Origin of the sequence: Agromyces sp. Root1464, assembly GCF_001427265.1 — a bacterium.
Classification (GTDB): Bacteria; Actinomycetota; Actinomycetes; order Actinomycetales; family Microbacteriaceae; genus Agromyces; species Agromyces fucosus.
The window spans coordinates 1,096,894-1,122,713 of record NZ_LMFU01000001.1 but is presented as its reverse complement, the minus strand read 5'-3'; the positions used below and the strand labels follow the sequence as shown (position 1 = coordinate 1,122,713).

Genomic DNA, 25,820 nt, shown 5'->3' with positions numbered 1-25,820 from the left:
GCGCCTTCCTCGGATAGCGTTTGACACCAGTTATCCCCAGCTTGGTGCGCGGATTCTCGGGCTTCTTCCGAAATCTCCCCACAGGCCGTGGATAACGCAGAGAACACGCGCCTCGCGCCGCTTGCTCCGTCGATCGGGGGATCGATGAGCGGCCAGACGACGGCCACCGAATGATTGCGGGGAACGATGACAGAGCAGCCCATCACGGATACGTGGGCGACGATCCTCGATCGGCTGTCAGACGACGACGCGATCACTCCGATGCTCCAGGGGTTCCTGAACCTGGTCGAGCCCAAGGGCATCGCAGCGGGCACCTTCTATCTCGAGGTGCCGAACGACTTCACGGCGAGCATGCTCAATCAGCGCATGCGGGTGTCGTTGCTGTCGGCGATGAGCGTGGTCGAGGCGCCGTCTCCCGTCACCTCCTTCTACGTGGTCGTCAATCCCGAGCTCGAGGAGACGAGGGCGGCCGAGCCGCAGTCGCCGTTCGTCGATGAGGCGATCGATCCGGTCGAACTGCCGGCGTCTCCTCAGTCGGTCTTCGAGAACACGAGTCCCGTCGCGTCGCGCGACACCCGGCTCAACCCGAAGTACGGGTTCGAGAGCTTCGTCATCGGTCAGTCCAACCGCTTCGCGCATGCGGCGGCGGTCGCGGTGGCCGAGGCACCGGCGAAGGCCTACAACCCGCTCTTCATCTACGGTGACTCGGGCCTCGGCAAGACCCACCTGCTGCACGCCATCGGCCACTACGCGATGAGCCTGTATCCGGGCATCCGCGTGCGATACGTGAGTTCCGAGGAGTTCACGAACGACTTCATCAACTCGATCGCGAACAACCGCGGCTCGCTGTTCCAGCAGCGGTACCGCAACATCGACATCCTCCTGATCGACGACATCCAGTTCCTGCAGGGCAAGGCGGAGACGCAGGAGGCGTTCTTCCACACCTTCAACACGCTGCACGATCACAACAAGCAGGTCGTGATCACGAGCGATGTGCCGCCGAAGCACCTGACGGGCTTCGAAGACCGCATGCGCAGTCGTTTCGAGTGGGGCCTCATCACCGATGTCCAGGCGCCCGACCTCGAGACGCGCATCGCGATCCTCCGGAAGAAGGCCCAGTCCGAGCGTCTCCAGGTGCCCGACGACATCCTCGAGTACATGGCGTCGAAGGTGTCGAGCAACATCCGAGAGCTCGAGGGCACGCTCATCCGCGTGACCGCGTTCGCGAGCCTCAACCGCACGCCGGTCGACATGCCGCTCGTGCAGACGGTGTTGAAGGACCTGATCACGGATGACTCGGACAACGTGGTCTCGCCGGTCGACATCATCACGGCGACCGCCGACTATTTCAAGCTCACCGTCGACGACCTCTACGGATCGAGCCGATCGCAGGCCGTGGCGACTGCGCGTCAGATCGCGATGTACCTCTGCCGCGAGCTCACGAGCCTCTCGCTGCCGAAGATCGGGCAGCTCTTCGGCAACCGCGACCACACGACCGTCATGTACGCGAACAAGAAGATCTCGGAACTCATGAAGGAGCGCCGCTCCATCTACAACCAGGTCACCGAGCTCACCGCACGCATCAAGCAGGTCAGCCGCTACCGCTGAGTCGGACCCCTCGCCGGTCGAGCAAGCGCCTCCTCGACCGACGCTCGGCGCGCCCGAAAACGACCGGAATCGAGGTCTGCAGGCCCCGTGCAGGCCTCAGACGACCGATTCCCACAGTTGTGGAGAACCTGTGGATTGTTAACGAGCAACCGCCTAGCGCCTGTTGAGACAGGGTGCTCGCCTGTGCAGAACGGTGTCCTGAGATCGAGGGCGGCGGGCGGCATCCGCTCACGAACCCACACACTGTGCACAGATCGGATGCCCCGCGATCAGCGTCGTTCCGCGGGTCTCCGAACACCATCCACAGTTTCCACAGCGGTTAACACTGTTAAGAGTTAAGGGTTTAAGTGGGGATTCCCACAACCTTGTGAATCGGCGCACCTCGCACGAAGGTCGTCGCGAGCCGGTTCGTGCTCGATTCGCCCGCGTCTGGACGATCTCTGCGGATAGCATGGGAGCCACCCAGCGACATCCACGACGGGAGTACCGTGAAGTTCCAGGTCAACCGCGACGTCTTCAGTGAGGCCGTTTCCTTCGCCGTCAAACTGCTGCCTCAGCGCACCACGCTGCCGATCCTCTCGGGCGTGCTGATCCAGGCGAACGCCGACGGTCTCGTGCTCTCCTCCTTCGACTACGAGGTCTCATCGCAGACCGAGATCCAGGCCGACGTCGAAGAGTCCGGTACCGTCCTCGTCTCCGGCCGACTCCTCGCCGAGATCGCCGGCCGCCTTCCGAACGCACCCGTGCGCGTGGCGACCGAAGAGAGTCGTATCTCCGTGAGCTGCGGCTCCGCGAGCTTCACCCTGCTGTCGATGCCGGTCGAGGAGTACCCCTCCATTCCCGAGATCGGCGAGCAGTCGGGTGTGGTTCCGGCCGAGGAGTTCGCCGCGGCCGTCGCACAGGTCGCCGTCGCTGCCTCGCGTGACGACGTCACTCCCGTCATCACGGGCGTCCAGCTCGAGGTGCGCGAGAACAACCTCAGCCTCGTCGCCACCGACCGCTACCGCGTCGCCGTCCGCGAGCTCGACTGGGACGGCGGATCCGTCGCGAGCGAGGAGTCGGTCACGGCACTCGTGCCCGCCCGCACCCTGCAGGAGGTCGGCAAGACCTTCGGCCACTCCGGCACCATCTCGGTCTCGATCACGAGCCGCGACGACCGCGAGCTCATCGCGTTCAGCGCCGAGAAGAAGACCGTCACCTCGCTCCTCATCAAGGGGAACTTCCCGCCCGTGCGCCGGCTCTTCCCCGAGACGGTCGACAACTACGCGGTGGTCAACACGGCCGAGCTCATCGAGGCCACCCGTCGCGTCGCCCTCGTTTTGGAGCGCGAGGCCGCCCTTCGATACAGCTTCTCCGCCGACGGCCTCACCCTCGAGGCGATCGGCAGCGAACAGGCCCAGGCCTCCGAGACGATCGACGCGATCCTCACGGGCGACGACACGGTCGTCTCGTTGAAGCCGCAGTTCCTGCTCGACGGGCTCGGCGCCGTGCACTCGGAGTTCGTGCGCGTCTCGTTCACGAAGACCGAGAATCCCAATAAGCCGGGCCCAGTGCTCATCACGAGCCAGTCCTCTCGCGAGCAGGCCGGCGCCGACAGCTACCGCTACCTGCTGCAGCCGAACCTGCTGCTGCGCTAGTCGGTCGCCACGGGCCGAGCCCGTCGTCGGCGGTGCGGGGTAGCGTGGACCATTGCGAATCCGTCGGCTCCGGGGCATCCGGATGCCTCGCTGCTGAAGGGAGCCCAGCGTGCACGTCGCCCGGCTCTCGTTGACCGACTACCGCAACTACGCGCGGGCCGAGCTCGAACTCGGCCCCGGGGCGACGGTCCTGGTCGGGCGCAACGGGCAGGGCAAAACCAACCTCGTCGAGGCCATCGGCTACCTGGCCACCCTCGGCTCGCACCGCGTGTCGGGCGACCAGGCGCTCATCCGCGCCGGCGCAGACGCCGCGATCGTGCGGGCGCTCCTCTCGCACGGCGACCGCGAGCTCCTCGTCGAGCTGCAACTGAACCGTCAGGGCGCCAACCGCGCCCAGCTGAACCGCTCTCCCGTGAAGACCCGCGAGCTGCCGCGTTATGCGCACAGCGTGCTGTTCGCTCCCGAAGACCTCGCGATCGTGCGCGGCGAGCCCTCGGTGCGCCGGCGCATGCTCGACGAGCTGCTCATCCAGCGCACGCCGCGCCTCGCGGGCGTCATGGCCGACTACGAGCGAGTGCTCAAGCAGCGCAACTCGCTGCTGAAGAGCGCCAGGGCCCGCGGTCTCGCCGTCGACAAGCTCACGACGCTCGACATCTGGGACGAACGGCTCGTCACGTTCGGGTCCGAGCTCATCGACCAGCGACTCGCGCTCGTCGAAGAGCTCCGCGAACCCCTCGCCGCGGCGTACCGGGCGATCGTCGACGCCGATCACGGGCCGGGCATGACGCCGTTGCTCTCGATCGACGGCGCCGACCCCGATGCCGATGCCGATCAGGTGGTCGGAGCCGCAGCGTCGACGGCCGGTACCCGCGAGCGATTCGCCGAGGCGTTGCGCGTGCTCCGCCCGAAGGAGCTCGAGCGCGGCGTCACGCTCGTCGGCCCGCATCGCGACGATGTCGTACTGCTCCTGAACGACCTTCCCGCAAAGGGATACGCGAGCCACGGGGAGTCGTGGTCCTTCGCCCTCGCGCTTCGACTGGCCTCGGCCGAGCTGCTGCGTCGCGACTCGATGACGGGCGACCCGGTCCTCGTACTCGACGACGTGTTCGCCGAGCTCGACCGCCTACGGCGGGAGCGCCTCGCCCACGCGATCGCCGGTTTCGAGCAGGTGCTGGTGACGGCCGCGGTGCTCGAAGACGTTCCGCTTCCGCTCACCGCCCGCATCGTGCACATCGCCGCCGGCCGGATCGTCGACGGCGAGCCCCAGCCCGAGCCCGAGAGCGAGCGCGTGAGCGAGCCCGAGAGCGACCCCGCCGGCGAACCCGAACCGTCGTCGACCACCACCGAGCCCGAGGCCGCGGATGTCTGAGGCCTCCCGCGTCTACCAGCACTTCCGCGAGATCTTCGGCGGCCAGCCCCGCTCGCACACCGGGCGTGCCGGGCGGGTTCGCACCCGCGAGGCCTCCGGCAGCGAGCCGTTCAGCCCGGGCCGCGACCCGAAGCCGCTCGGTGACACGATCGATTCCCTGAGCGCTCAGCTCGGATGGAGCGGCCCGCTCTCGCAGCACGACGTGCTCGCCTCCTGGGCGGAGATCGCCGGTGAGGAGACCGCGCGGCACACCGAACCCATCGCGATCGAGGGCGGCGTGCTGCAGGTCAGGTGCGAGTCGACTGCGTGGGCCACGCAGCTCCGCATGATGCGCACCCAACTGGTCACCGAGATCACGACGAGATTCCCCGGAGCGGGCGTCGACACGATCCGCTTTCAAGGGCCGGATGCCCCCACCTGGAAAAAGGGTCCCAGATCGGTTCCAGGGCGTGGTCCACGCGATACCTACGGCTAGGCAGGCAAATTCGGTCACTGGGAATCTGAAATCGCCCCAGAACGGCGCTTCGAGGCTTGCGTCGACCCTCGGTTTGATAGGATCGAGAGTCGCCAGAATGACGGTCAGGAGCCCGATTCACACATGACAGCGGAACCGACGAACCCCCAGGAGTCACCGGCTTACGGTGCTGATGAGATCCAGGTACTCGAGGGGCTCGAAGCGGTTCGCAAGCGGCCGGGTATGTACATCGGCTCGACGGGCCCACGAGGCCTGCACCATCTCGTCTCCGAGATCGTCGACAACTCGGTCGATGAAGCGCTTGCGGGCCATGCCACCACGATCGACGTGACGATCCTGCCCGATGGCGGTGTGCGCGTCATCGACGACGGCCGCGGCATCCCCGTCGACGTCCACAAGACCGAAGGCCGCTCCACGGTCGAGGTCGTGCACACCGTGCTGCACGCGGGCGGCAAGTTCGGCGGCGGCGGGTATGCGGTTTCAGGCGGTCTGCACGGCGTCGGTGCATCCGTCGTCAATGCGCTCTCGACCAAGTTCGACGTCGCGGTGCGACGCCAGGGCCATGTGTGGCGACAGTCCTACACGGTCGGCGTGCCCGACGCGCCGCTCTCGAAGGACGAGCCCAACGACGAGACCGGCACGACGACCACGTTCTGGCCGAGCCCCGACATCTTCGAGACCGTCGAGTTCGACTACGAGACGCTGCGCGCCCGATTCCAGCAGATGGCCTTCCTCAACAAGGGCCTGCGCATCACGCTCACCGATGAACGCGTCGGCCATGTCGAGATCGACCCCGACGACACCGCGGCGAACGAAGCGGATGCCGCGACTCCCGGTCAGCGCACCGACACCTTCCTCTACGAGCGCGGCCTCGTCGACTACGTCGAATACCTCAACCGCTCGAAGAAGTCCGATGTCGTGAACGACGAGATCATCTCGTTCGAGACCGAAGACACCGAGCGCAAGATCGCGCTCGAGGTCGCGATGCAGTGGACGACGTCGTACACCGAGTCGGTGCACACGTATGCGAACACCATCAACACGCACGAGGGCGGCACCCACGAAGAGGGCTTCCGGTCGGCGCTGACCACCCTCGTGAACAAGTACGCCCGCGAGAAGGGCATCATCAAGGAGAAGGACGAGAACCTCTCCGGCGACGACGTGCGCGAGGGCCTCACAGCCGTCATCTCGGTCAAGCTCTCCGAGCCGCAGTTCGAGGGCCAGACGAAGACGAAGCTCGGCAACACCGAGGTGAAGTCGTTCGTGCAGAAGGTCACTTCCGATCAGCTGGGCGACTGGTTCGAGCGCAACCCGACCCAGGCCCGCGACATCATCCGCAAGGCGATCCAGGCGGCGACCGCACGACTCGCTGCTCGCAAGGCGCGCGAGGCGACGAGGCGCAAGGGCCTGCTCGAGTCGGGCGGAATGCCGGGCAAGCTCAAGGACTGCTCGTCGAAGGACCCGTCGGTCTCCGAGATCTTCATCGTCGAGGGCGACTCGGCCGGCGGCTCCGCCGTGCAGGGTCGCAACCCCGAGACGCAGGCCATCCTGCCGCTGCGCGGCAAGATCCTGAACGTCGAGAAGGCCCGACTCGACCGCGCGCTCGGCAACGCCGAGGTCCAGGCGATGATCACCGCCTTCGGCGCCGGCATCGGCGAGGACTTCAACACCGAGAAGGCCAGGTACCACAAGATCGTGCTCATGGCCGACGCCGACGTCGACGGCCAGCACATCACGACCCTGTTGCTCACGCTGCTGTTCCGCTACATGCGCCCGCTCATCGAGTTCGGCTACGTGTACCTCGCGCAGCCGCCGCTGTACCGCCTGAAGTGGACCAATGCCGATCACGAGTACGTCTACTCCGACAAGGAGCGCGACGCGCTGCTCACCGCCGGCGTCGCCGCCGGCAAGCGCATCCCGAAGGACAACGGCGTGCAGCGCTACAAGGGTCTCGGCGAGATGAACCACCAGGAACTGTGGGAGACCACGATGAACCCCGAGACCCGCACGCTGCTGCAGGTCACGATGGACGACGCGGCCGCCGCCGACGAGATCTTCTCCACCCTGATGGGCGAAGACGTCGAGAGCCGCCGCAACTTCATCCAGAAGAACGCGAAGGACGTGCGTTTCCTTGACATCTGATGTGATCAACCCCGGCGGCGACGAGCCGGTCGAGGGCCCAGGCATCCACGGCAGGATCGACCAGGTCGACCTGCAGCTCGAGATGCAGCGCTCGTACCTCGACTACGCGATGAGCGTCATCGTCGGGCGTGCGCTGCCCGACGTCCGCGACGGCCTGAAGCCGGTGCACCGCCGCGTCATCTACGCGATGTACGACGGCGGCTACCGCCCCGACCGTGCGTTCTCGAAGTGCGCCCGCGTCGTCGGCGACGTCATGGGCCAGTTCCACCCGCACGGCGACACGGCGATCTACGACGCCCTCGTGCGCCTCGTGCAGCCCTGGAGCCTGCGCTACCCGCTCGCGCTCGGACAGGGCAACTTCGGCTCGCCCGGCAACGACGGCGCGGCCGCCCCTCGATACACCGAGACGAAGATGGCTCCGCTCGCGCTCGAGATGGTGCGCGACATCGAGAAGGAGACCGTCGACTTCCAGGACAACTACGACGGCCGCACCCAGGAGCCGGCGATCCTGCCGGCCCGGTTCCCGAACCTCCTGGTCAACGGCTCCGTCGGCATCGCGGTCGGCATGGCCACGAACATCCCGCCGCACAACCTGCGCGAAGTGGCATCCGGCGCCCAGTGGTACCTCGAGCACCCCGATGCCTCGCGCGAGGAGCTGCAGGAGGCGCTGATCCAGCGCATCAAGGGCCCCGACTTCCCGACGGGTGCGCAGATCCTCGGCGTCAAGGGCATCAACGACGCCTATCGCACCGGTCGCGGATCCATCACGATGCGCGCCGTCGTCTCGGTTGAAGAGCTGCAGGGGCGCACCTGCCTCGTCATCACCGAGCTGCCGTACCAGGTCAACCCCGACAACCTCGCGATCAAGATCGCCGATCTCGTGAAGGACGGCAAGGTCGGCGGCATCGCCGACATCCGCGACGAGACCTCGGGCCGCACCGGCCAGCGCCTCGTGATCGTGCTGAAGCGCGACGCGGTCGCGAAGGTCGTGCTGAACAACCTGTACAAGCACACGCAACTGCAGGACAACTTCGGCGCGAACATGCTCGCGATCGTCGACGGCATTCCGCGCACCCTCTCGATCGACGGATTCATCGCCCACTGGGTCGATCACCAGATCGAGGTCATCGTGCGGCGCACGCAGTTCCTGCTGCGCGAGGCCGAGGCCCGCATGCACATCCTGCGGGCCTACCTCAAGGCACTCGACGCCCTCGATGAGGTGATCGCGCTCATCCGCGCTTCGGCGACGGTCGACGTCGCACGAGACGGGCTCAAGGACCTCCTCGACATCGACGACCTCCAGGCCGACGCGATCCTCGCGATGCAGCTCCGACGTCTCGCCGCCCTCGAGCGCCAGAAGATCAACGAGGAAGCCGAGGAGCTCGGCGAGAAGATCGCCGACTACGAGTCGATCCTCGCCTCGCCTCAGCGCCAGCGCACCATCGTCTCCGAAGAGCTCGCCGAGATCGTCGCGAAGTACGGCGACGAGCGACGCACGCACATCATGCCGGGCTACGACGGCGACATGTCGGTCGAAGACCTCATCCCCGAAGAGGAGATGGTGGTCACCGTCACGCGCGGCGGCTACGTCAAGCGCACGCGCAGCGACAACTACCGCTCGCAGCACCGCGGCGGCAAGGGCGTGAAGGGCGCGCAACTGCGCGCCGACGACGTCGTCGAGCACTTCTTCGTCACCACGACCCACCACTGGCTGCTGTTCTTCACGAACATGGGCCGCGTCTACCGGGCGAAGGCGTACGAGATCCAGGAGGCCGGCCGCGACGCGAAGGGCCAGCACGTCGCGAACCTGCTCGAGATGCAGCCCGACGAGCAGATCGCCGAGATCCTCGACATCCGCGACTACAGCGTGGCGCAGTACCTCGTGCTGGCCACGCGCGATGGACTCGTCAAGAAGACCGAGCTGACGGCGTACGACACGAACCGTTCCCGGGGCGTCATCGCGATCAACCTCCGCGAGGGCGACGAGCTCGTCTCGGCGATGCTCGCGGGCGTGCACGACGAGATCCTCCTCGTCTCGAAGAAGGGCATGTCCCTGCGCTTCGAGGCCACTGATGAGGCGCTGCGACCCATGGGCCGCTCGACGTCCGGTGTGAAGGGCATGTCGTTCCGTGAGGGCGACCAGTTGCTCGAGGCATCCGTCGTCGCCGCTTCGCTGACCGACGGCACGGAGACCGACGAGACCGAGGCCGACGCCGGCGACGACGACGCCAGGTACGTCTTCGTCGTCACCGAGGGCGGGTACGCCAAGCGCACCGCCGTCGACCAGTACCGCCTGCAGAACCGCGGCGGTCTGGGCATCAAGGTGGCCAAGCTGAGCGAGGATCGAGGCGACCTCGCAGGGGCCCTGATCGTCGGTCACGACGACGAGGTCCTTGTGGTTCTTGCCAGTGGCAAGGTGGTACGCTCTGACGTCGCCGAGGTTCCCGCCAAGGGCAGGGACACGATGGGCGTCGTGTTCGCGAAGTTCGCGAACGACGACAGGATCATCGCCATCGCGAAGAATTCCGAGCGGAATCTCGTGGAGGAGGCCGCCGAGTCCGAAGCGGCCGAGCCCGCGCGAGAGGAGTAACCCTAGATGAGTAGCGTCGCTGAGAAGCTGGCCCGCAAGTCGAACCGCAAGACCCCTGCCAAGCAGGTGCGCCTCCGGCTCGTCTACATCGACTTCTGGTCGGCGGTGAAGTTGTCGTTCCTCGTCGCCGTGTGCCTCGCGGTCGTCAGCATCGTCGCGACCTTCCTCATCTACACGGTGTTGAACTCGACCGGCATCTTCGACAAGGTCAACGAGCTCGTGCAAGACGTCGCGGGCGCCGGCGGCGACCTCACGTCGATCCTGTCGCTCGGCAACGTCATGGGCTTCGCGGTCGTCGCGGCACTCCTGAACCTCGTCGTCACGACGGCGCTCGGCGCCATCATCGCCGTGCTCTACAACCTGAGCGTCAAGATCACGGGCGGCATCCTCGTCGGATTCACCAACAACTGATGCGATTCTCGGCCCGATTCGGAGATTCCTGCCACGTCCGGTAGTCTTTCCTCTGGCCGAAATTCGGGGATATAGCTCAGGCGGTTAGAGCGCTTCGCTGATAACGAAGAGGTCCGAGGTTCAAGTCCTCGTATCCCCACTGTGAACAATTCAATATGAAGAACGGATGCCTCGGCATTCCGCTCGGGGCCTTAGCTCAGTTGGTAGAGCGCCTGCTTTGCAAGCAGGATGTCAGGAGTTCGAATCTCCTAGGCTCCACAATCACCGTGGCGATCGATCGCCGCATTCTCCTCGCACAGTCGGCTGCGGATCGTCACAGCCGCAGCCAGCGTTCGATCAGTGCGACGATCTCGTCGCGATGCGCATCGATCTCGGCCGGGCCCAGGGCGATCACGCCGCGGTCGGCCGCCGCCCAGCGCACGAGCCCGGTGTCGTCGTCGAAGCTGAAGCCCTCGGCATCGACGATCTTCACGCCCCGGTGGATGACGATGCGCACCTTGCCCCTGGGGTCGGTGCCGACCGTCACGCGGTCGACGCCGTCGAGCGCGTAATTCGGCCCGTTCCACTTGATGTTCTCGACGGTGCCCGCGGGCGCCGCGCTGCGGATGCCGTCGCGGAGACGGACGAGCGGGCCTCCGAATTCCGACGGGAGACCGTCGAGATAGCGTTCGACTTCGGGTGCGGCTGCGATCATCTTCGAGGCTTCGGTCATCGCGGGTTCCGTTCGCTCGGGTGCCTCGACCATAGCGCCGTCGGGCCGGCACGTCGATCGCCCCGCTACAGTGTCCTGATGGACATCCGCATCGCCGCGTACGGGGTCATCATCCGCGATGGCCGGATCCTGCTCTCGCACTGGAACGAGCACGGTCGCTCCGGATGGACGCTGCCCGGAGGCGGCATCGAGGGCTCCGAGCACCCGATCGTTGCGGCGCGGCGGGAGATCTTCGAGGAGACGGGGTACGAGGCATCCGTCGACCGCCTGCTCGGCATCGACACCATGGTCGTGCCGACCTCGAAGCGTCATTCGGGAGCTGCGCCGCTCTACGCGATGCGCGTCGTGTACCGGGCGAGTGTGGTCGGCGGCGAGCTCCGCAACGAGGTCGACGGTTCGAGTGACGAGGCCCGCTGGTTCGACCTCGATGAGGTGTCGCGCCTGAAGCGCGTGAGCCTGCTCGACATCGCCTTGCGGCTGAACTCGGCCGAACCCGCCGACGGCGTGCCGCCGTCGGCTCGGGAGTAGGGCCCGGATCCGAGCCCGTCGACGAGGATCTCGCCCGTCGAAGGGGAGACGCGCCCGCGGCCGTGTCGCCGACGTTCCGGCCGCCTGGCCGAACCGTTCGCGACACGGCCGCGGGTGGCCGAGCTCCCCGCGGGCCGACTCGCAAATGCTGCGACGCCGACCTGCGGGGGCCTGGCTGAGGTGGTGCTGTCGATGGTGCGCATGGTCGCTCAGATCAGCGGCTGCGCCATCAGGGTGACGCGCTGGAACTCGGCGGCCTGCAGGCGGGCTGCGGCCTGTTCGTTCCAGCGGCGCTCGGCGGTCGCCGAGTGCGTGCGCTGCTCGTCACGTCGTCGGCTCCACGCGAGGAGCGCGTGGCCCGCACGGCGTGCGATCCGGTCGCTGAGCTGGCGGGCGTCAGCGCGGAGGGTGACAGCCTGCACCTGTGCGGTGCGGCCGGCGGAGATGGTACTCGTATTCACGGTGATTCCTTCTGATGGGTGGTGCGGATGGGGTGTTGCGGGTGGTGCAGCGGCCGATGCGGTCGATGGTCGATCGGATCGAGCCGACGTGATCCCGGATGTCGGTGCGCGGGCGCCTCAATGGCGGCGCGCACGGACTCGTCCGGGCATGACGGCGCGCGAGCACTCATGGCGAGTGATGCGCGCCTCCGCGGTCTGGCGTGAGCCGGGACATCCGCTCGTGTCTCATGAGGTTCGACTCATGCGAGACGGCCGGCGACGTGGTCGCTGACGGATGCGCGGCTGCTGCCGCAGGGTCACGCCCGAGGGGCGGATGGGACGATCAGGCGCGAAGGCGCGTGACGTCGAGGCGAACTGCTAGCAGGCCCGAGGCGCGAGGAGGACTCCCGTGTGGGCCGCAGTAAATGCTGGCGTGAAGATGTGCTTCATCATGGGTATCAACTCCTCTCTGCATTGCGTGTTCGACAACGGTTCTAGACACTAGCGGGACTTTCACGTCGACCGCAAGGCGAATTCACAGATTCTTCGAGATTCAGTGCCTGCACTGACCGCGGGCGTGTGCGGAGACGACGAAGGCCCCGCCTGGAACAGGCGGGGCCTTCGGAAACTCGTGCGGTCAGGCCGCGGTCGACGCGCCCGGCGTCGGCTCGTCGTCGGCCACCCAGAGCTCGTCGTCGGCGCGGAACGTCTGCCAGACCGCGTAGGCCACCCCAGCAGCGGCGACGATGCCGGCGCCGATCGCCAAGTAGGTGCCGAAGCCCGGGCCGCGCTTCTCCTTGACGACCTCGGCCGCACGTGGTGAGACGCGCTCGAGGGCGCGGCGCACGCGGGCGTCGTTGGCGATGTCGCCGATCGAGAGCACGGAGCCGAGCGCGTTGCCCACCGTTCGCTCGACGGTGTCACCGGCGACGCGCGCGGCGGTGCCGGCCCGCTGGACGTTGGGGCGGACGTAGCTGTCGTACCCCGTGCGGACGCGTGGCACGACCTCTTCGCGCGTGAGGTGGCCGAGTTGACGGCTGGCCTCGCGGGCGACGGCGTTGGCGTGCTCGAGCACGTGCTGCTGGTTCTCCCAGAGTTCCCCAGCGTTGCTCTGCAGTCGCTTGAGTTCCTTCCGGCGCTTGCGTGACAGGCTCATCTCGACCTCCATCGATGTGCAGCGAACCACTCCATCTTGCCACCGAAACGGCTGGAAGCGAGGTGGGAGTCCGAATACGGCATGCCGGTTGACGAATCCACCCGTGACAGAATATGAGGATGCCGATTCCCACTGCAGTCGCGACGCTCAACACCAACCACGGACCGATCAAGGTCGACCTCTACGGCGACCACGCCCCGAAGACGGTCAAGAACTTCGTCGGCCTCGCCACCGGCGAGATCGAATGGACCCACCCCGCCACCGGCGAGAAGTCCACCGCGCCGCTGTACGACGGCGTCATCTTCCACCGCATCATCCCCGGCTTCATGATCCAGGGCGGCGACCCGCTCGGTCAGGGCGTCGGCGGCCCCGGCTACCAGTTCGACGACGAGATCAACTCCGAGCTCGACTTCACCGAGCCCTACGTGCTCGCGATGGCCAACGCCGGCATCCAGATGGGCCGCGGCACCAACGGTTCCCAGTTCTTCATCACCACCGCCCCCACCACCTGGTTGCAGGGCAAGCACTCGATCTTCGGCAAGGTGAACGACGAGGCCAGCCGCGCCGTCGTCGACCGCCTCGGCGCCGTCGCCACCGACGGCCGTGACAAGCCGCTCGAGGACGTCGTCATCGAGAGCGTCACCGTCGAGCAGCTCTGACCCGCGGGTGAGCGACTCGGGGCCTGATCGGGCGAACTTCTGTTACCGCCATCCCGATCGGCAGAGCTACATCCTCTGCCAACGGTGCGGGCGCACGATCTGCCCCGAGTGTCAGACCCAGGCCCCGGTCGGGGTCATCTGCCCCGAGTGCATGCGCGAGCAGCGCGCGAGCGCCCCGCGGACGAAGCCGGCGGTGCTGACGCGCATGCGCTCGGCCGCCGGCCGCGGTGCACCGGTGGTCACCTATGCCCTCATCGGAATCTCCGTGGCGGTGTACCTGCTGCAGATGATCCCTGGCCTCGGGGTCACCGGTGCAATCCGGTACGCGGGCTTCTACTCGCACCCGGGTGCGCTCGAGCCGTGGCGCATGATGACGTCGGTGTTCGCGCACGGGAGCATCCTGCACCTGCTGCTGAACATGTACACCCTGTGGATCTTCGGCCAACTGCTCGAGGGCCTGCTCGGCAGGTGGCGCTACCTCACGCTGTACCTCCTGGCGGGCTTCGCCGGATCGGTGGGCGTGCTGTGGCTCGCTCCGCCGAACGTGCCGGTCGTCGGGGCATCCGGCGCGATCTTCGGCCTCATGGGAGCCTTCCTGGTCATCCAGCGCCGGCTCGGCGGTCAGGCGACGCAGCTGTTCGTGCTGCTCGGCATCAACCTCGTCATCGGCTTCATCCCCGGCATGAACGTGGCCTGGCAGGCGCACCTCGGCGGGCTCGCCGCCGGAGCGCTCATCGGGTTCATCCTCGTCGAGACCCGCAAGCGGTCGCAGCAGCGGCTGCAGATGTGGCTCCTGATCGCCGTGGGCGCGGTGCTCGTGTTGCTCAGCCTGCGATACCTGTTCTTCCCCATCGTCTAAGCAGGGCCGATCCGGCTGACGCCTCGCGGATCGCCTGACACCATTCGAAGTTATCCACAGGCCTCTCCACAGCTGGGGAGAGTTACACACGTGTAATTGTCGTCATTACGGGGGACACGGGGGCTTGGAGTTCTCCACACCCTGTGGAGAACTCTGCATCGAAGCGGCACGTACAACGTGGCGGAACGCGGCGCGCGACAGGCGTGGCGGCGCAGCGCGACCAACGACAGAGGGGCGGATGCCGCAGCATCCGCCCCTCTTCTGCGTCGTTGCGCCGGCTAACGCCAGCGAGTGGTCATGAGGAAGCCGACGAAGGCGATGCCGAATCCGATGAGGATGTTCCACGAGCCGAGGTCGGCGACCGGGAAGGCGCCCTGGCTCACGTAGAACACGATGATCCAGGCGAGCCCGACGAGCATGAAGCCGAACATGACGGGCTTGAACCACACCGGGTTCGGAGCCTCTTCGCCGCTCGCCTGTTCTGCGCGCGCGGGCTTCGATGATTTCGTACGTGCCATGCGGGTGATTCTAGCCGAGGGAAGGCCCGCGAACACATTCGGTTCACTGCTCCGCGGGCTAGAATCGCCCTCATGTCCGAGTCTCAGGCCGATGGACGGCGCGCACGCCGCTCCTCGGACGGTCGGCGCCCCCGAGTCAGCGTCGTCGGCGTGCTCGGCGAACTGCTGCTCACCGCCGGCGTGCTGATCCTCCTGTTCCTCGGTTGGCAGCTCTGGTGGAACGACGCCATCATGGCCGGGCAGCAGTCGTCCGCGGCATCCGAGCTCAGCAAGGAATGGCAGGAGCAGGCCCGCGCGACGCAGGGAGCGACGCCTCCGCCGGACCCCGCGAACTACGGCGCGCCCGTGGTGGACGCGACCGAGTACGCCAACGGCGACGCCTTCGCGGTGATGTACGTGCCCCGCTTCGGCGAGGACTCGCAGCGAAACATCGCCGAGGGCTACGGGCTCGACGTGCTGAACAGCTTCGACCTCGGCGTCGGACACTACCCGCAGACGCAGCGACCCGGAGAGGTCGGCAACTTCGCGATCGCCTCGCACCGCAGCGCGTACGGCGGCGGCATGCACGAGATCGAGCAGCTGCAGCTCGGCGACGCCATCTACATCCAGACGAAGGATGGCTGGTACACCTACCGGTTCCGCGACTTCGAGTACGTGACCCCCGAGACGGTCGACGTGCTGGCGCCGGTGCCGCACCATCCCGACCTCGCGCCCACAGACCGCATCGTCACGCTCACGAGCTGCAATCCGCTGTACTCGACCGCGGAGCGCATCATCGCCTACGGCGTGCTCGAGTCCTGGCAGCCGAGCGCCGCCGGCCCTCCGGCCGAGATCGCGCCCATCGTCGCAACCTGGGGGAGCTGAGACATGTACGGTGCACTCTGGAGAGTGCTGCCCGGCCCCGTGTGGCTGCGCATCATCCTGCTGCTGCTGCTCGCCACGGCCGTCGTCTTCGCGCTGTTCACATGGGTGTTCCCGTGGGTCGACGGCGTCCTGAATCCGATCAACGTCACGGTGGAGTGAGCTGACATGGAACACACCTCGACCCGGGTGCTCGTCGTCGACAACTACGACAGCTTCGTCTACACGCTGAACGGCTACCTGCAGGAGCTCGGCGCCGAGACCGAGGTCGTGCGCAACGACTCGTTCGGCATCGACGAGGTGCCCGCGCGGATCGCCGAATACGACGCCGTGCTCATCTCGCCCGGGCCCGGCAAGCCCTCGGACGCCGGTGTGTCGATCCCCATCGTCGAGGCCGCCCTCGCAACGGGGCAGCCGATCCTCGGCGTCTGCCTCGGCCACCAGGCGATCGCCGAGGCGTTCGGTGCGGTCGTCACGAACGCGGAAGAGCTCATGCACGGCAAGACCTCCCTCATCACGCACGACGGCAGCGACTTCTACGACGGCGTACCGCAGCCCTTCACGGCGACGCGGTACCACTCGCTCGCCGTCGTCGACGACACCGTGCCGGGCGAACTCGTCGTGACGAGCCGCACGCAGGGCGGCGTCATCATGGGACTGCGCCACGAGAGCGCCCCCATCTTCGGCGTGCAGTTCCACCCCGAGTCGGTGCTGACCGAGGGCGGCTACCGCATGCTCGGCAACTGGCTCGCGGTCGCGGGCCTCCCAGCCGCCCGCGAACGCGCCGTGGGTCTCAGCCCGCTCGTGCGGGCGACGGCAGGCTGACCGGCCGCACGCGGCTTCTCACGACACAGGTGCGCGAGGCTGCGTGAGTGCACGCACCGCGCCCGGGGCTTCGGCGGGCGTGCAAGGGCTCCGCCGGGGCGTCAGCTCGCGGAGCGTGGCGTCAGGCCGCGCAGTAGGGCGTCAGCCCGCGCAGTAGGTGAGTTCGACCGTCGAGTGCTGGGGCACGTCGCCGGGCGCGAGCGACTGGTTGGTGACCGGCGAGCCCGGTTCAGCCTTGCAGGAGGCGTCGGGCTTCGGCACCGCCGTGAGCTGCAGGTTCTCGGCCGCGAGGTACGAGGTCGCGGCTTCGAGGGTCTGTCCGGTCACGTCGGGGAGCGTGACGCTGCCGCTCGAGATGCGGAAGTCGACCGTCGAGCCGAGCTCGGCAGCGGCTCCCGCCTCGGGCGTGGTGCCGAGCACGGTGTCGCCCGGCACGGTCGGCGACGGCTCGCGGTTCTCGGCCCCGGGCACGAGTCCGAGTGCGATGAGATCGGCCTTCGCCTGCTCGAGCGTCTTGTTGCGGAGATCGGGCACCGCTACAGCCTGCTTGCCGGTCGAGACGAACACGGTCACTGCCGTGCCGTTGTCGACCTTCTCGCCGGCGGGCGGATCGGTGCCGATGACCTGGCCTGCCGGCACGGTGTCGTCGGTCTTCTCGACCGAGCTCGCCGGAAGACCGAGCTCTTGGAGCGCGTCGACGGCCTCTTCGTACGTGCTCCCCGTCAGTGTTGGGATCTCCTTGACGTTCGGCGGCAACTCGGCCGTCGGCTGCAGGTTGAACGCCCAGTACATGACGGCGATGACGATGACGACGACGCCGATGATGCCCGACCAGATCCAGATCGCGGGCGGGCGACGCTGGGTTCGCGTCATCGTCTCGTCTTCGGCGAGCTGGCGCAGCGCGAGCTCGGAGCTCGAGAGCGAGCCGGTCGGCGCCCCGAAGAGCATCGTGGCCTGATCGGGTTCGCGGTGGACGGGCACGCGACCGGATGCCGCGGTGTCGACGTCCGTGCGGAACTCGGCCGCCGACTGGTAGCGCTGGTCGCGGTTCTTCGCGAGGGCGTGCATCACGACGGCGTCGAGGGCCGGTGAGACCTTCGGGTTGATGACGCTCGGCTTGACCGGCTTCTCGCTGACGTGCTGGTAGGCCACTGCGACCGGCGTGTCACCGCGGAACGGCGGACGACCGGTCAGCATCTCGAAGAGCACCACGCCGGTCGAGTACAGGTCGGTGCGGGCATCGACGGTCTCGCCCTTCGCCTGCTCGGGCGAGAAGTACGAGGCGGTGCCGAGGATCGCCGTGGTCTGCGCGACGGTCGTCGAGGAGTCGGAGACCGCGCGCGCGATGCCGAAGTCCATGACCTTCACCTGGCCGGCGGTCGTGATCATGATGTTGCCGGGCTTGATGTCGCGGTGCACCACACCGGCTCGGTGCGAGTACTCGAGCGCGGTCAGCACGCCGTCGATGACGCGAACCGCGGCGGCCGCCTCGAGCGGTCCGTCGTGGATGATGTCCTTCAGCAGTCGTCCTTCGACGAACTCCATCACGATGAACGGCAGCTGCACCTCTTGGCCGGCGGCGTCGACCACGGTCTCTTCACCGGCGTCGAAGACGCGCACGATCGTGGGGTGGGCCATGCGGGCCGCCGACTGCGCCTCTTGACGGAACCGCATGCGGAACGCCGGGTCGGTCGCGAGCTGCGGTTTCAGCAGCTTGATCGCGACCTGCCGCCCCAATCGGGTGTCGGTGCCCACGTGCACGTCGGACATGCCGCCGCGCCCGATGAGAGCGCCGACGCGGTATCGACCCGCGAGCACTCGTCCTTCATCGTTCACCGTGCAGCTCCATGCCCTTTCTCGTGTTCCGCGGTTCCGTCGGTCAGTTGTCGACGGTCACCGTCAGCGGAGGCGAGGTCGGGGAACTCACCGGGCCGCAGAAGTACAGGTAGGTCACCTGGAACTCGTCCTGCCCGGCCATGACCTGCGCCGTCGTGGTACCGGCCGGCACCGGACCGGGTGCTGTCGCGTCACCCGTGACCTGCACCGAGTAGCCGGTCAGCTCCTGCCCGGAGGGGCACTGCTGAGCGCTCCACGAGATCGTGACGGGCACCTTCGCGTTGGGATCGGACGACGGCGTGAACGGGTTCGGGTTCGCGGTTGGTGCCGACGTCGGCGCAGTCGGCGCCTCGGGAGCGGCGTAGTACGTGATCGTCACCTCGGAGCCGATCTTCATGTTGCCCGTGGGGTTGACGTCGTACACGCGGCCGGCTTCGTCGGCATTCGCGGCGGGATTGCCCTCGACGGCGTTCACGACCATGCCGATGCCCTCGAGCTTGGCGCGCGCCTCGTCGACCGTGAGACCGAGGTAGTCCTCGCGGTTGACCTGCGCGTTCGTGGGGGCCTCGGAGGTGGGCGGCGGTGGCGGCGTCGTGGCCGTCTTCGACGGAGGCGTCGACGGTGCCGTCGACGGCGCGTCCTTCTCGCCGCCGTTCAGCGCCAGCGCGATGATCGTGCCGATCAGCACGATCGCGAGCAGCGCGATGAGGACGATGAGCGGCCAGGTCCAGGGACTGCGCTTCTTCTTCTCTTCGAGCGGCTCCTCGCCGTCGAGCGGCGCGCCGGCGGCCGACGGCATCACCGTCGTCGCGGCGGTGGCGCCGGCTGCGGGCATGAGCATCGTCGCGGCGGTGGCGCCGGCAGCGCCCAGCACGGCGGGCACGGCAGCAGCGGCAGCCTGCACGTCGCCGCGGCGGAGGGCCGTGGCTGCGCGTGCGAGGTGCGCGGCGGATTGCGGCCGGTCGGCCGGGTTCTTCGCGATGCATCCGTAGACCAGGTTGCGCACCGGCTCCGAGACCGTCACCGGCAGGTCGGGCGGCGTCTCGTTGATCTGCGCCATCGCGATCGCGACCTGCGACTCGCCCGTGAACGGGCGGCGGCCCGCGAGGGCCTCGTAGGCGACGATGCCGAGCGAGTAGATGTCGGTCGTCGGCGAGGCCGGGTGACCCGACGCCTGCTCGGGCGACAGGTACTGCACCGTGCCCATGACCTGGCCGGTCGCGGTCAGCGGCACCTGGTCGGCGATGCGCGCGATGCCGAAGTCGGTGATCTTGACGCGCCCGTCGGGCGTGATGAGCAGGTTGCCGGGCTTGATGTCGCGGTGCACGAGGCCCGCTGCGTGCGCGGCCTGCAGTGCCGCCGCGGTCTGCGCGACGATGTCGAGCACCTTGTCGGTGGAGAGCACGTGCTCGCGCTCGAGTATCGTCGACAGCGCCTCGCCGGGCACGAGCTCCATGACGAGGTAGGCGCTGCCGTCCTCCTCGCCGTAGTCGAAGACGTTGGCGATGCCCTCGTGGTTGACGAGCGCGGCGTGGCGGGCCTCGGCGCGGAAGCGCTCGAGGAAGCCCGGGTCGCCCAGGTACTCGTCTTTCAGGATCTTGATCGCGACCTGACGGCCGATGACGAGGTCTGTGGCCTGCCACACCTCGCCCATCCCGCCGATCGCGATGCGGGACTGCAGTTCGTAGCGCCCTCCGAAGGTGAGCCCTGCGCTCGGTCTCATTTGTTCAGCACCGCCTCTAGTACCTGCTTTGCGACGGGTGCGGCGATGAGATTGCCGTACCCCTCCTGGCCAAGTCCCCCGCCATCCTCAACGAGCACTGTGATCGCATACTGAGGATTGTCGGCGGGGGCAAAACCGGTGAACCAGAGAGTGTAGGGGTCACTCTCGCCGTTCTCCGCTGTACCTGTCTTACCGGCCACGCTGACGCCGTCTATTCTTGCATTACTCGCGGCACCGTTCTCGACGCCGTTGACCATCATCCCCACCATCGTGTTCGCCGTCTCCTCGCTGATGGCCCGCCCGAACTCCTTGGCCTCGAACTCCTGCAAAGGAGTGAAGTCGGGAGCCGTGATCTGATCGACCAGGTTCGGGTCCATGACGATGCCGCCGTTGGCGATCGCAGCCGACACCATGGCCATCTGCATGGGGGTCGCGCGCAGCCCGTCGCCCTGACCGAATGCGCTCAGCGCGGTCTGCGGTTCGTCGAGCACCCGCGGGTACGTGCTCACCTCGGTGACCGTCGGGATCAGGAACTCGCTGTTGAACCCGAACTTCTCGGCCTGATCGCGGATCGCGTCGTCGCCGAGTTCCATGCCGAGCTCGGCGAACGGGATGTTGCACGAGAGGCGGAGCGCGTCGGCGAGGGTGACGGTCGCGCCGCCGCCGCACGACCCGCCGCCCGAGTTCCGCACGACGGAGTCGGTGCCGGGCAGCGTGAGCTCGCCCGGGTTCGGGAACGTGGACTCGGGCGTGTACCGGCCCGACTCGAGCGCCGCCGCGGTCACGACGAGCTTGAACACGGATCCGGGCGGGTTCATGTCGCCGCCCGTGGCACGGTTGAAGAGCGGGTCGGCCGGATCGGCGAGGAGGCCGTCGTAGGTGGCCGTCACCTCCGCCGAGTTGTGCACGGCCATCGAGTTCGGGTCGAACGTGGGCTTCGTGACCATCGCGATGATGCGGCCGGTCGACGGCTCGGTGACGATGACGGCGCCCGTGTAGTCGCCGAGGGCGTCCCACGCGGCCTGCTGCGCGACGGGGTCGATCGCCACCTCGACGGATGCGCCCATCGGGTCCTGTCCGGAGATCAGGCGGTTGAGGGAGTCGAAGAACTGGCTCGACGACTGGCCGCTCAGGTACTCGTTGACCGAGCGCTCGAGGCCCGTCGCCTCGCCGTTGACGGGGAGGTAGCCCGTGACCGGCGCGTACAGGGGCCCGTTGGCGTACACGCGCTGGAACTTGTAGTCGTCGTCGGAGGGCTGCGAGTACGCGATCGGCTCCCCGCCGACCAGGATCGGGCCGCGCTCGATCGAGTAGCTCTCGTAGAGCGTGCGCGAGTTGCGGGGATCGGCCGCGAGGGCCTCCGCCTGCACGTACTGGATGATCGTCGACGAGACGAGCAGGGTCAGGAACATGAGGAACGCGACGATGGAGACGCGCTTGAGTTCTCGATTCATCCGTCGATCACCAGCCTCGGATGGTTGCGGACCGTGTCGGAGAGTCGCAGCAGGAGCGCGACGATGATCCAGTTCGCCACGAGCGATGAACCACCCGCCGCGAGGAACGGCGTCGTGAGGCCGGTCAGGGGGATGACGCGCGTGACGCCGCCGACGACGATGAAGACCTGCAGCGCCACGACGAACGCGAGCCCGACGCCGAGGAGCTTGCCGAAGTCGTCCTGCCCGGCGAAGCCGATGCGGAACCCGCGCGCCACGAACAGCAGGTAGAGGGCGAGGATCGCGAAGATGCCGGCGAGGCCGAGCTCCTCGCCGAGGCTCGCGATGATGTAGTCGCTCTGCGGCACCGGGGTGAGATCGGGGCGCCCCTGGCCCCAGCCGGTGCCGATGAGGCCACCGTTCGCGAGCCCGAAGAGACCTTGCACGAGCTGGTAGCTGCCGCCGATCTCTGCGCTGAAGCGATCATCGCTGAACGGGTCGAGCCAGTTCGCGAAGCGGTTGCCGACGTAGTCGAGGGTCTGGCTCGCGATGATCGCGCCGCCGATGAAGAGGCTCAGCCCGAGCACGACCCACGAGAGCCGGCTCGTCGCGACGTAGAGCATCACGAGGAAGAGGCCGAAGTAGAGGAGCGCGGTGCCGAGGTCGCGCTGGAACACGATGACGGCCATCGACAGCGCCCACACGATGAGGAGCGGGCCGAGATCACGCGCCCGCGGGAACTGCATGCCGAGGAACTTCGTGCCCACCATCGACAGGGAGTCGCGGTTGCGCACGAGATAACCGGCGAAGAAGACGGCCAGCGCGATCTTCGCGATCTCGCCCGGCTGGAAGGTCGCGATGTCGCCGATGCCGATCCACACCCGGGCGCCGTACACCTCGCGCCCGAGACCGGGCACGAGCGGGAGCAGCAGCAGGACGATCGCCAGGAGCCCCGCGAGGTAGGTGTAGCGGAAGAGCACGCGGTGATTGCGGATGACGAGGATCGTCGCGATCGCGCAGATGATCGCGATGGCGCTCCACACGATCTGCCTGACGGCCGCGCTCTCCCACCCGGCATCGCCCTCGGCGATGTCGATGCGATAGATCATCGCGATGCCGAGGCCGTTCAGCACGGTCGCGATCGGCAGCAGGAAGGGGTCGGCGTCGCGCGCCGTGTAGCGCATCGCGATGTGCAACCCGAAGACGAGGAACGAGAGGCCCGCGCCGAGCAGCACGAGCTGCGTGTCGACGCGGCCGAGCGCCCCGAGCTGCACGAGCACGATGGCGGCGGCGTTGATGAAGCACGCCACGAGCAGGAGCCAGAACTCGAGGTTGCGCAGCTTCTGCGGGATCCGGATGCGCCGGATGCCCTCTGGCGGCGTGCCCGTCAGCGGCACGGACTGGAGATCACTCAATGGATTCCTCCAGCCGTTGCACGATGCGATACGCCTCGGCGTAGGTGCCGGCGCTGATCGTCTGCTGGACCCGCTGCTGGTCGTAGGTGCGGAGCTCGGCGACGTCGAGCTCGGTCTCGGTGAACAGCTCGTGCAGCGAGATCGGTCCGAGGTTCTGCTGGATGCCCTGGTAGATGGCGACCCGGCCGTTGGACTCGCCGACGTAGAAGCGGGTCTGCGTCCACTGGTAGCCGAGCGCGAAGGTCGCCACGATCGCCCCGATCAGCAGGACGATCCAGAAGCTCCACATCCAGCGGCGGCGCCGGCGTCGGCGCGCATCCTCCTCGATGATCTCGTCGAAGAAGTCCTCGGAGTCGGGCTCGAAGTGCGTCTCTTGAACCGGGTGGGGACGGAAGGGCGTCAGGCGGATGCCGCGGGCGCGCGCCGGCTCGGACGGCTGGCCGAACGCCGGCGGGGCGGCGGCCGAGCCGACGATGAGCGGCGGCGTCGCCGGGGCGGGCGGCTCGCCGATGTCGAGGATCACGACGGTGACGTTGTCGGGGGCGCCGCCGTCGAGCGAGGCCTTGACGAGTCGGTCGGCGACCTGCTTGGCGCCGGCGTCGGCCGACATGATGTCGTGGATGTCGTCGAAGGAGGCGACGCCCGAGAGCCCGTCGGAGCAGAGCATCCAGCGGTCGCCGTCGCGGGTGTCGAGCACGAGGGCGTCGATCTCGGGCGAGGCCTCGACGTCGCCGAGCACGCGCATGAGCACCGATCGCCGAGGGTGCACCATCGCCTCTTCGGCCGTGATGCGCCCGGCGTCGACGAGGCGCTGCACGAAGGTGTGGTCGGTGGAGATCTGGCTGAGTTCACCCGACCGCAGCAGGTAGATGCGGGAGTCGCCGATGTGCGAGATGACGACGCGGTCGCCCACGAGCAGCACGGCGCTGACGGTCGTGCCCATGCCCGTCAGCTCGGAGTGGTCGGCGACGGTCGCCGCGAGCTGACGGTTGGCCGCGATCAGGGCGCCTTCGAGGGACGCCGAGGCCTCGGCCGTGTTGTCGTAGTCGACGTCGGCCTCGGCGATGCGCCGTGTGGCGATCGCGCTCGCGACGTCGCCGCCCGCGTGCCCGCCCATGCCGTCGGCCACGACGAACAAACGGCGGCCGGCGTAGCCGGAGTCCTGGTTGTTCGAGCGGATCCGTCCGACGTGCGAGACCGCAGCGCTCGCCTTGATGTTCGCCATGGGCTACCGCCGCAGCTCGAACGTCGTCGCTCCGACCTTCACGGTGGCTCCGAGCGGGATCGGGGTGGGCACGGTCACTCGGGAGCCGTTGAGGAAGGTGCCGTTGGTCGAATCGAGGTCTTGGAGCATCCATCGACCGTTCCACTGCATGAGACGCGCGTGATGGGTCGAGGTGTAGTCGTCGCGGATGATGATGGCCGAGTCGCTCGAACGGCCGATCGTGATCTCGTCGTGGCCGAGCGGGAACTCTGCGCCGTTCTTCGTGCCGCTCGTGATGACGAGCCGCGTCGCGTTCTCGCTCGAGGCGAGCTCGCCGGTGCCGCCGCCGGAGGCAGCTGCGTGCGAGACCGGCGCCGTCGCGGCGGCGGGCGCCGCCACCGGGGCGCTCGGGAACGCGGATGCCGCGGCGGGGGCCGCGGGAGCCGGAGCGGCCGACGCGGTCTCGGGCCGCAACTTGCGCACGCGCTGGCCGAACAGGTCGCTGCGGAGCGCGTAGACGATCGCGAAGACGAAGACCCAGAGCAGCAGGAGGAAGCCGAGCTGGAGCACGAGGAGGGTGAGTTCGCTCATTCGCCGGGCCCCCAGAACCCGCCCATGTCGTGGCGTTCGGTGGCCGGGTCGGTGCGGCCGCGCGTGTTTGCGCCAGAGCTCGAGGCCTGCGCCAGCACGCGGAACGTGATGCGGGACCGGCCGATGCCGATGACCGAGTCGGGCTCGAGGATGGCCTCCTTCACCGGGGAGCCGTTGAGCTGGGTGCCGTTCGTCGAGCCGAGGTCGCGCACCCGCGCGCGACTGCCGTCCCACTGCACCTCGGCGTGCCGACGCGACGCGCCGGAGTCGTCGAGGGTGACGTCGGCCTCGCTGCCGCGGCCGATGACGGTGCGGCCCTTCATGATCGGGTAGCGCTTGCCGTTCACGTCGAGCACGGGGGTCCAGGCGACCTGGCCCTTCACGTTCTGCGAATCGACCTGCACCATGCCCACGGAGAGGCCGGGATCGGCGTGCAGCGACAGGGTGATGCCGCCGGCGAACTGGAAGTGCTGGCTCGCGGCGTGCTTCTGCACGAGGTCGACGAGCTCGTCGATGAGCGCCGGCCCCAGGCCGGACATGCGCGCGTGGTCGTCGGGCGCCATGCGCACCACGAAGCTGTTCGGCACGAGCACGCGGTCGCGCGAGACCACGGCCGCCTTCGTGTCGATCTCCCGCTTCAGGGCGGAGGTGATCTCGACGGGTTGCAGCCCCGAGCGGAAGGTCTTCGCGAAAGCGCCGTTGACGGCGCGCTCGAGACCCTTCTCGAAGTTGTCCAGTAGGCCCACAGGTCTCCCGCTCCAGATTTGCGCCGACGCCGTCGTTTCGAACCGACGCCGTCATGACTTGTGACATGGTAGCCCGAAGGGC

At 67.8% G+C, this 25,820-nt stretch carries 24 protein-coding genes and 2 tRNA genes; 15 read left to right on the top strand and 11 right to left on the bottom strand.

Annotated features, from left to right (window positions below; all coding sequences use genetic code 11):
- Window positions 1–186 precede the first annotated feature (186 nt).
- The 9 genes from dnaA to ASD23_RS05065 all read left to right on the top strand — a co-directional run bounded on the left by dnaA (window position 187) and on the right by ASD23_RS05065 (window position 10,490).
- Window positions 187–1,608 (top strand): chromosomal replication initiator protein DnaA, encoded by a 1,422-nt coding sequence (gene dnaA / locus ASD23_RS05105; protein WP_056007090.1) that lies wholly within the window; start codon window positions 187–189, stop codon window positions 1,606–1,608.
- A 488-nt stretch (window positions 1,609–2,096) separates the two neighbouring features.
- Window positions 2,097–3,245 (top strand): DNA polymerase III subunit beta, encoded by a 1,149-nt coding sequence (gene dnaN, locus ASD23_RS05100; protein WP_056007087.1) that lies wholly within the window; start codon window positions 2,097–2,099, stop codon window positions 3,243–3,245.
- A gap of 109 nt (window positions 3,246–3,354) precedes the next feature.
- Window positions 3,355–4,614 carry a DNA replication/repair protein RecF gene (gene recF / locus ASD23_RS05095; RefSeq protein ID WP_056007084.1) on the top strand — a complete coding sequence of 420 codons (1,260 nt, stop codon included), beginning with the start codon at window positions 3,355–3,357 and terminating at the stop codon, window positions 4,612–4,614.
- A complete protein-coding gene (locus ASD23_RS05090) occupies window positions 4,607–5,089 on the top strand; it encodes a DUF721 domain-containing protein (RefSeq protein WP_056007076.1) in 483 nt (160 codons plus the stop codon). The genes recF and ASD23_RS05090 overlap by 8 nt, the downstream gene beginning before the upstream one ends.
- Before the next feature lie 123 nt (window positions 5,090–5,212).
- Window positions 5,213–7,231 carry a DNA topoisomerase (ATP-hydrolyzing) subunit B gene (gyrB, locus tag ASD23_RS05085; RefSeq protein WP_056007073.1) on the top strand — a complete coding sequence of 673 codons (2,019 nt, stop codon included), beginning with the start codon at window positions 5,213–5,215 and terminating at the stop codon, window positions 7,229–7,231.
- Window positions 7,232–7,313: 82 nt separating this feature from the next.
- Window positions 7,314–9,821 (top strand): DNA gyrase subunit A, encoded by a 2,508-nt coding sequence (gene gyrA / locus ASD23_RS05080; protein ID WP_424219769.1) that lies wholly within the window; start codon window positions 7,314–7,316, stop codon window positions 9,819–9,821.
- A 6-nt stretch (window positions 9,822–9,827) separates the two neighbouring features.
- Window positions 9,828–10,232 (top strand): DUF3566 domain-containing protein, encoded by a 405-nt coding sequence (locus tag ASD23_RS05075; RefSeq protein ID WP_056007070.1) that lies wholly within the window; start codon window positions 9,828–9,830, stop codon window positions 10,230–10,232.
- A 65-nt stretch (window positions 10,233–10,297) separates the two neighbouring features.
- A tRNA-Ile gene (locus ASD23_RS05070) sits at window positions 10,298–10,371 on the top strand.
- 46 nt (window positions 10,372–10,417) lie between these two features.
- Window positions 10,418–10,490: transfer RNA gene (locus tag ASD23_RS05065), tRNA-Ala, on the top strand.
- Window positions 10,491–10,545: 55 nt separating this feature from the next.
- On the opposite strand, the gene ASD23_RS18785 is transcribed toward ASD23_RS05065, so the two are convergent.
- Entirely contained in the window at window positions 10,546–10,944 is a 399-nt protein-coding gene (locus ASD23_RS18785) for a DUF1801 domain-containing protein (RefSeq protein ID WP_157377010.1), read from the bottom strand.
- A 78-nt stretch (window positions 10,945–11,022) separates the two neighbouring features.
- Between ASD23_RS18785 and ASD23_RS18780 the strand changes: the two genes are divergently transcribed.
- Entirely contained in the window at window positions 11,023–11,472 is a 450-nt protein-coding gene (locus ASD23_RS18780) for an NUDIX hydrolase (protein WP_056007064.1), read from the top strand.
- A gap of 209 nt (window positions 11,473–11,681) precedes the next feature.
- Here ASD23_RS18780 and ASD23_RS05050 read toward each other — a convergent pair whose 3' ends face one another.
- Together ASD23_RS05050 and ASD23_RS05045 are read right to left on the bottom strand one after the other, a co-directional pair.
- Complete coding sequence (locus ASD23_RS05050) at window positions 11,682–11,933, bottom strand: hypothetical protein (protein ID WP_056007061.1); 252 nt, start codon at window positions 11,931–11,933, stop codon at window positions 11,682–11,684.
- A 616-nt stretch (window positions 11,934–12,549) separates the two neighbouring features.
- Window positions 12,550–13,068 (bottom strand): hypothetical protein, encoded by a 519-nt coding sequence (locus ASD23_RS05045; RefSeq protein ID WP_056007912.1) that lies wholly within the window; start codon window positions 13,066–13,068, stop codon window positions 12,550–12,552.
- Between the two features lie 119 nt (window positions 13,069–13,187).
- On the opposite strand from ASD23_RS05045, the gene ASD23_RS05040 reads away from it, so the two are divergent.
- Together ASD23_RS05040 and ASD23_RS05035 are read left to right on the top strand one after the other, a co-directional pair.
- Window positions 13,188–13,727, top strand: a complete 540-nt coding sequence (locus tag ASD23_RS05040; protein WP_056007058.1) for a peptidylprolyl isomerase — start codon at window positions 13,188–13,190, stop codon at window positions 13,725–13,727.
- 151 nt (window positions 13,728–13,878) lie between these two features.
- Window positions 13,879–14,586, top strand: coding sequence for a rhomboid family intramembrane serine protease (locus ASD23_RS05035; protein WP_235507630.1), 708 nt, complete (start codon window positions 13,879–13,881; stop codon window positions 14,584–14,586).
- Window positions 14,587–14,864: 278 nt separating this feature from the next.
- On the opposite strand, the gene ASD23_RS05030 is transcribed toward ASD23_RS05035, so the two are convergent.
- Window positions 14,865–15,140, bottom strand: coding sequence for a cell division protein CrgA (locus ASD23_RS05030; RefSeq protein ID WP_327019778.1), 276 nt, complete (start codon window positions 15,138–15,140; stop codon window positions 14,865–14,867).
- Between the two features lie 36 nt (window positions 15,141–15,176).
- On the opposite strand from ASD23_RS05030, the gene ASD23_RS05025 reads away from it, so the two are divergent.
- The 3 genes from ASD23_RS05025 to ASD23_RS05020 are packed head-to-tail and all read left to right on the top strand — an operon-like array spanning window position 15,177 to window position 16,790.
- Complete coding sequence (locus ASD23_RS05025; RefSeq protein WP_082571194.1) at window positions 15,177–15,968, top strand: class E sortase; 792 nt, start codon at window positions 15,177–15,179, stop codon at window positions 15,966–15,968.
- A 3-nt stretch (window positions 15,969–15,971) separates the two neighbouring features.
- Window positions 15,972–16,127, top strand: coding sequence for a hypothetical protein (locus ASD23_RS19055; RefSeq protein ID WP_165877438.1), 156 nt, complete (start codon window positions 15,972–15,974; stop codon window positions 16,125–16,127).
- A 6-nt stretch (window positions 16,128–16,133) separates the two neighbouring features.
- Window positions 16,134–16,790, top strand: a complete 657-nt coding sequence (locus ASD23_RS05020) for an anthranilate synthase component II (RefSeq protein ID WP_056007046.1) — start codon at window positions 16,134–16,136, stop codon at window positions 16,788–16,790.
- A gap of 141 nt (window positions 16,791–16,931) precedes the next feature.
- Here the strand turns inward: ASD23_RS05020 and pknB are convergent, their stop codons facing one another.
- Genes pknB through ASD23_RS04985 form a run of 7 tightly spaced genes read right to left on the bottom strand, consistent with a single transcriptional unit; the run spans window position 16,932 to window position 25,738 of the window.
- Window positions 16,932–18,626: a Stk1 family PASTA domain-containing Ser/Thr kinase gene (pknB, locus tag ASD23_RS05015; protein WP_082571193.1), complete on the bottom strand. Its 1,695-nt coding sequence runs from the start codon at window positions 18,624–18,626 to the stop codon at window positions 16,932–16,934.
- Between the two features lie 43 nt (window positions 18,627–18,669).
- A complete protein-coding gene (locus tag ASD23_RS05010; protein ID WP_056007043.1) occupies window positions 18,670–20,349 on the bottom strand; it encodes a protein kinase domain-containing protein in 1,680 nt (559 codons plus the stop codon).
- On the bottom strand, window positions 20,346–21,803 hold the full coding sequence (locus tag ASD23_RS05005) for a peptidoglycan D,D-transpeptidase FtsI family protein (RefSeq protein WP_056007040.1): 1,458 nt from the start codon (window positions 21,801–21,803) through the stop codon (window positions 20,346–20,348). The genes ASD23_RS05010 and ASD23_RS05005 overlap by 4 nt, the downstream gene beginning before the upstream one ends.
- Window positions 21,800–23,197, bottom strand: a complete 1,398-nt coding sequence (locus ASD23_RS05000; RefSeq protein WP_056007037.1) for an FtsW/RodA/SpoVE family cell cycle protein — start codon at window positions 23,195–23,197, stop codon at window positions 21,800–21,802. The genes ASD23_RS05005 and ASD23_RS05000 overlap by 4 nt, the downstream gene beginning before the upstream one ends.
- Window positions 23,190–24,422 carry a PP2C family protein-serine/threonine phosphatase gene (locus ASD23_RS04995; protein ID WP_056007034.1) on the bottom strand — a complete coding sequence of 411 codons (1,233 nt, stop codon included), beginning with the start codon at window positions 24,420–24,422 and terminating at the stop codon, window positions 23,190–23,192. Before ASD23_RS04995 ends, ASD23_RS05000 begins: the two co-directional genes overlap by 8 nt.
- Window positions 24,423–24,425: 3 nt before the next feature.
- Window positions 24,426–24,992 (bottom strand): FHA domain-containing protein FhaB/FipA, encoded by a 567-nt coding sequence (locus ASD23_RS04990; protein ID WP_056007031.1) that lies wholly within the window; start codon window positions 24,990–24,992, stop codon window positions 24,426–24,428.
- Window positions 24,989–25,738, bottom strand: coding sequence for an FhaA domain-containing protein (locus ASD23_RS04985; RefSeq protein WP_056007028.1), 750 nt, complete (start codon window positions 25,736–25,738; stop codon window positions 24,989–24,991). The genes ASD23_RS04990 and ASD23_RS04985 overlap by 4 nt, the downstream gene beginning before the upstream one ends.
- Between the last annotated feature and the right edge of the window lie 82 nt (window positions 25,739–25,820).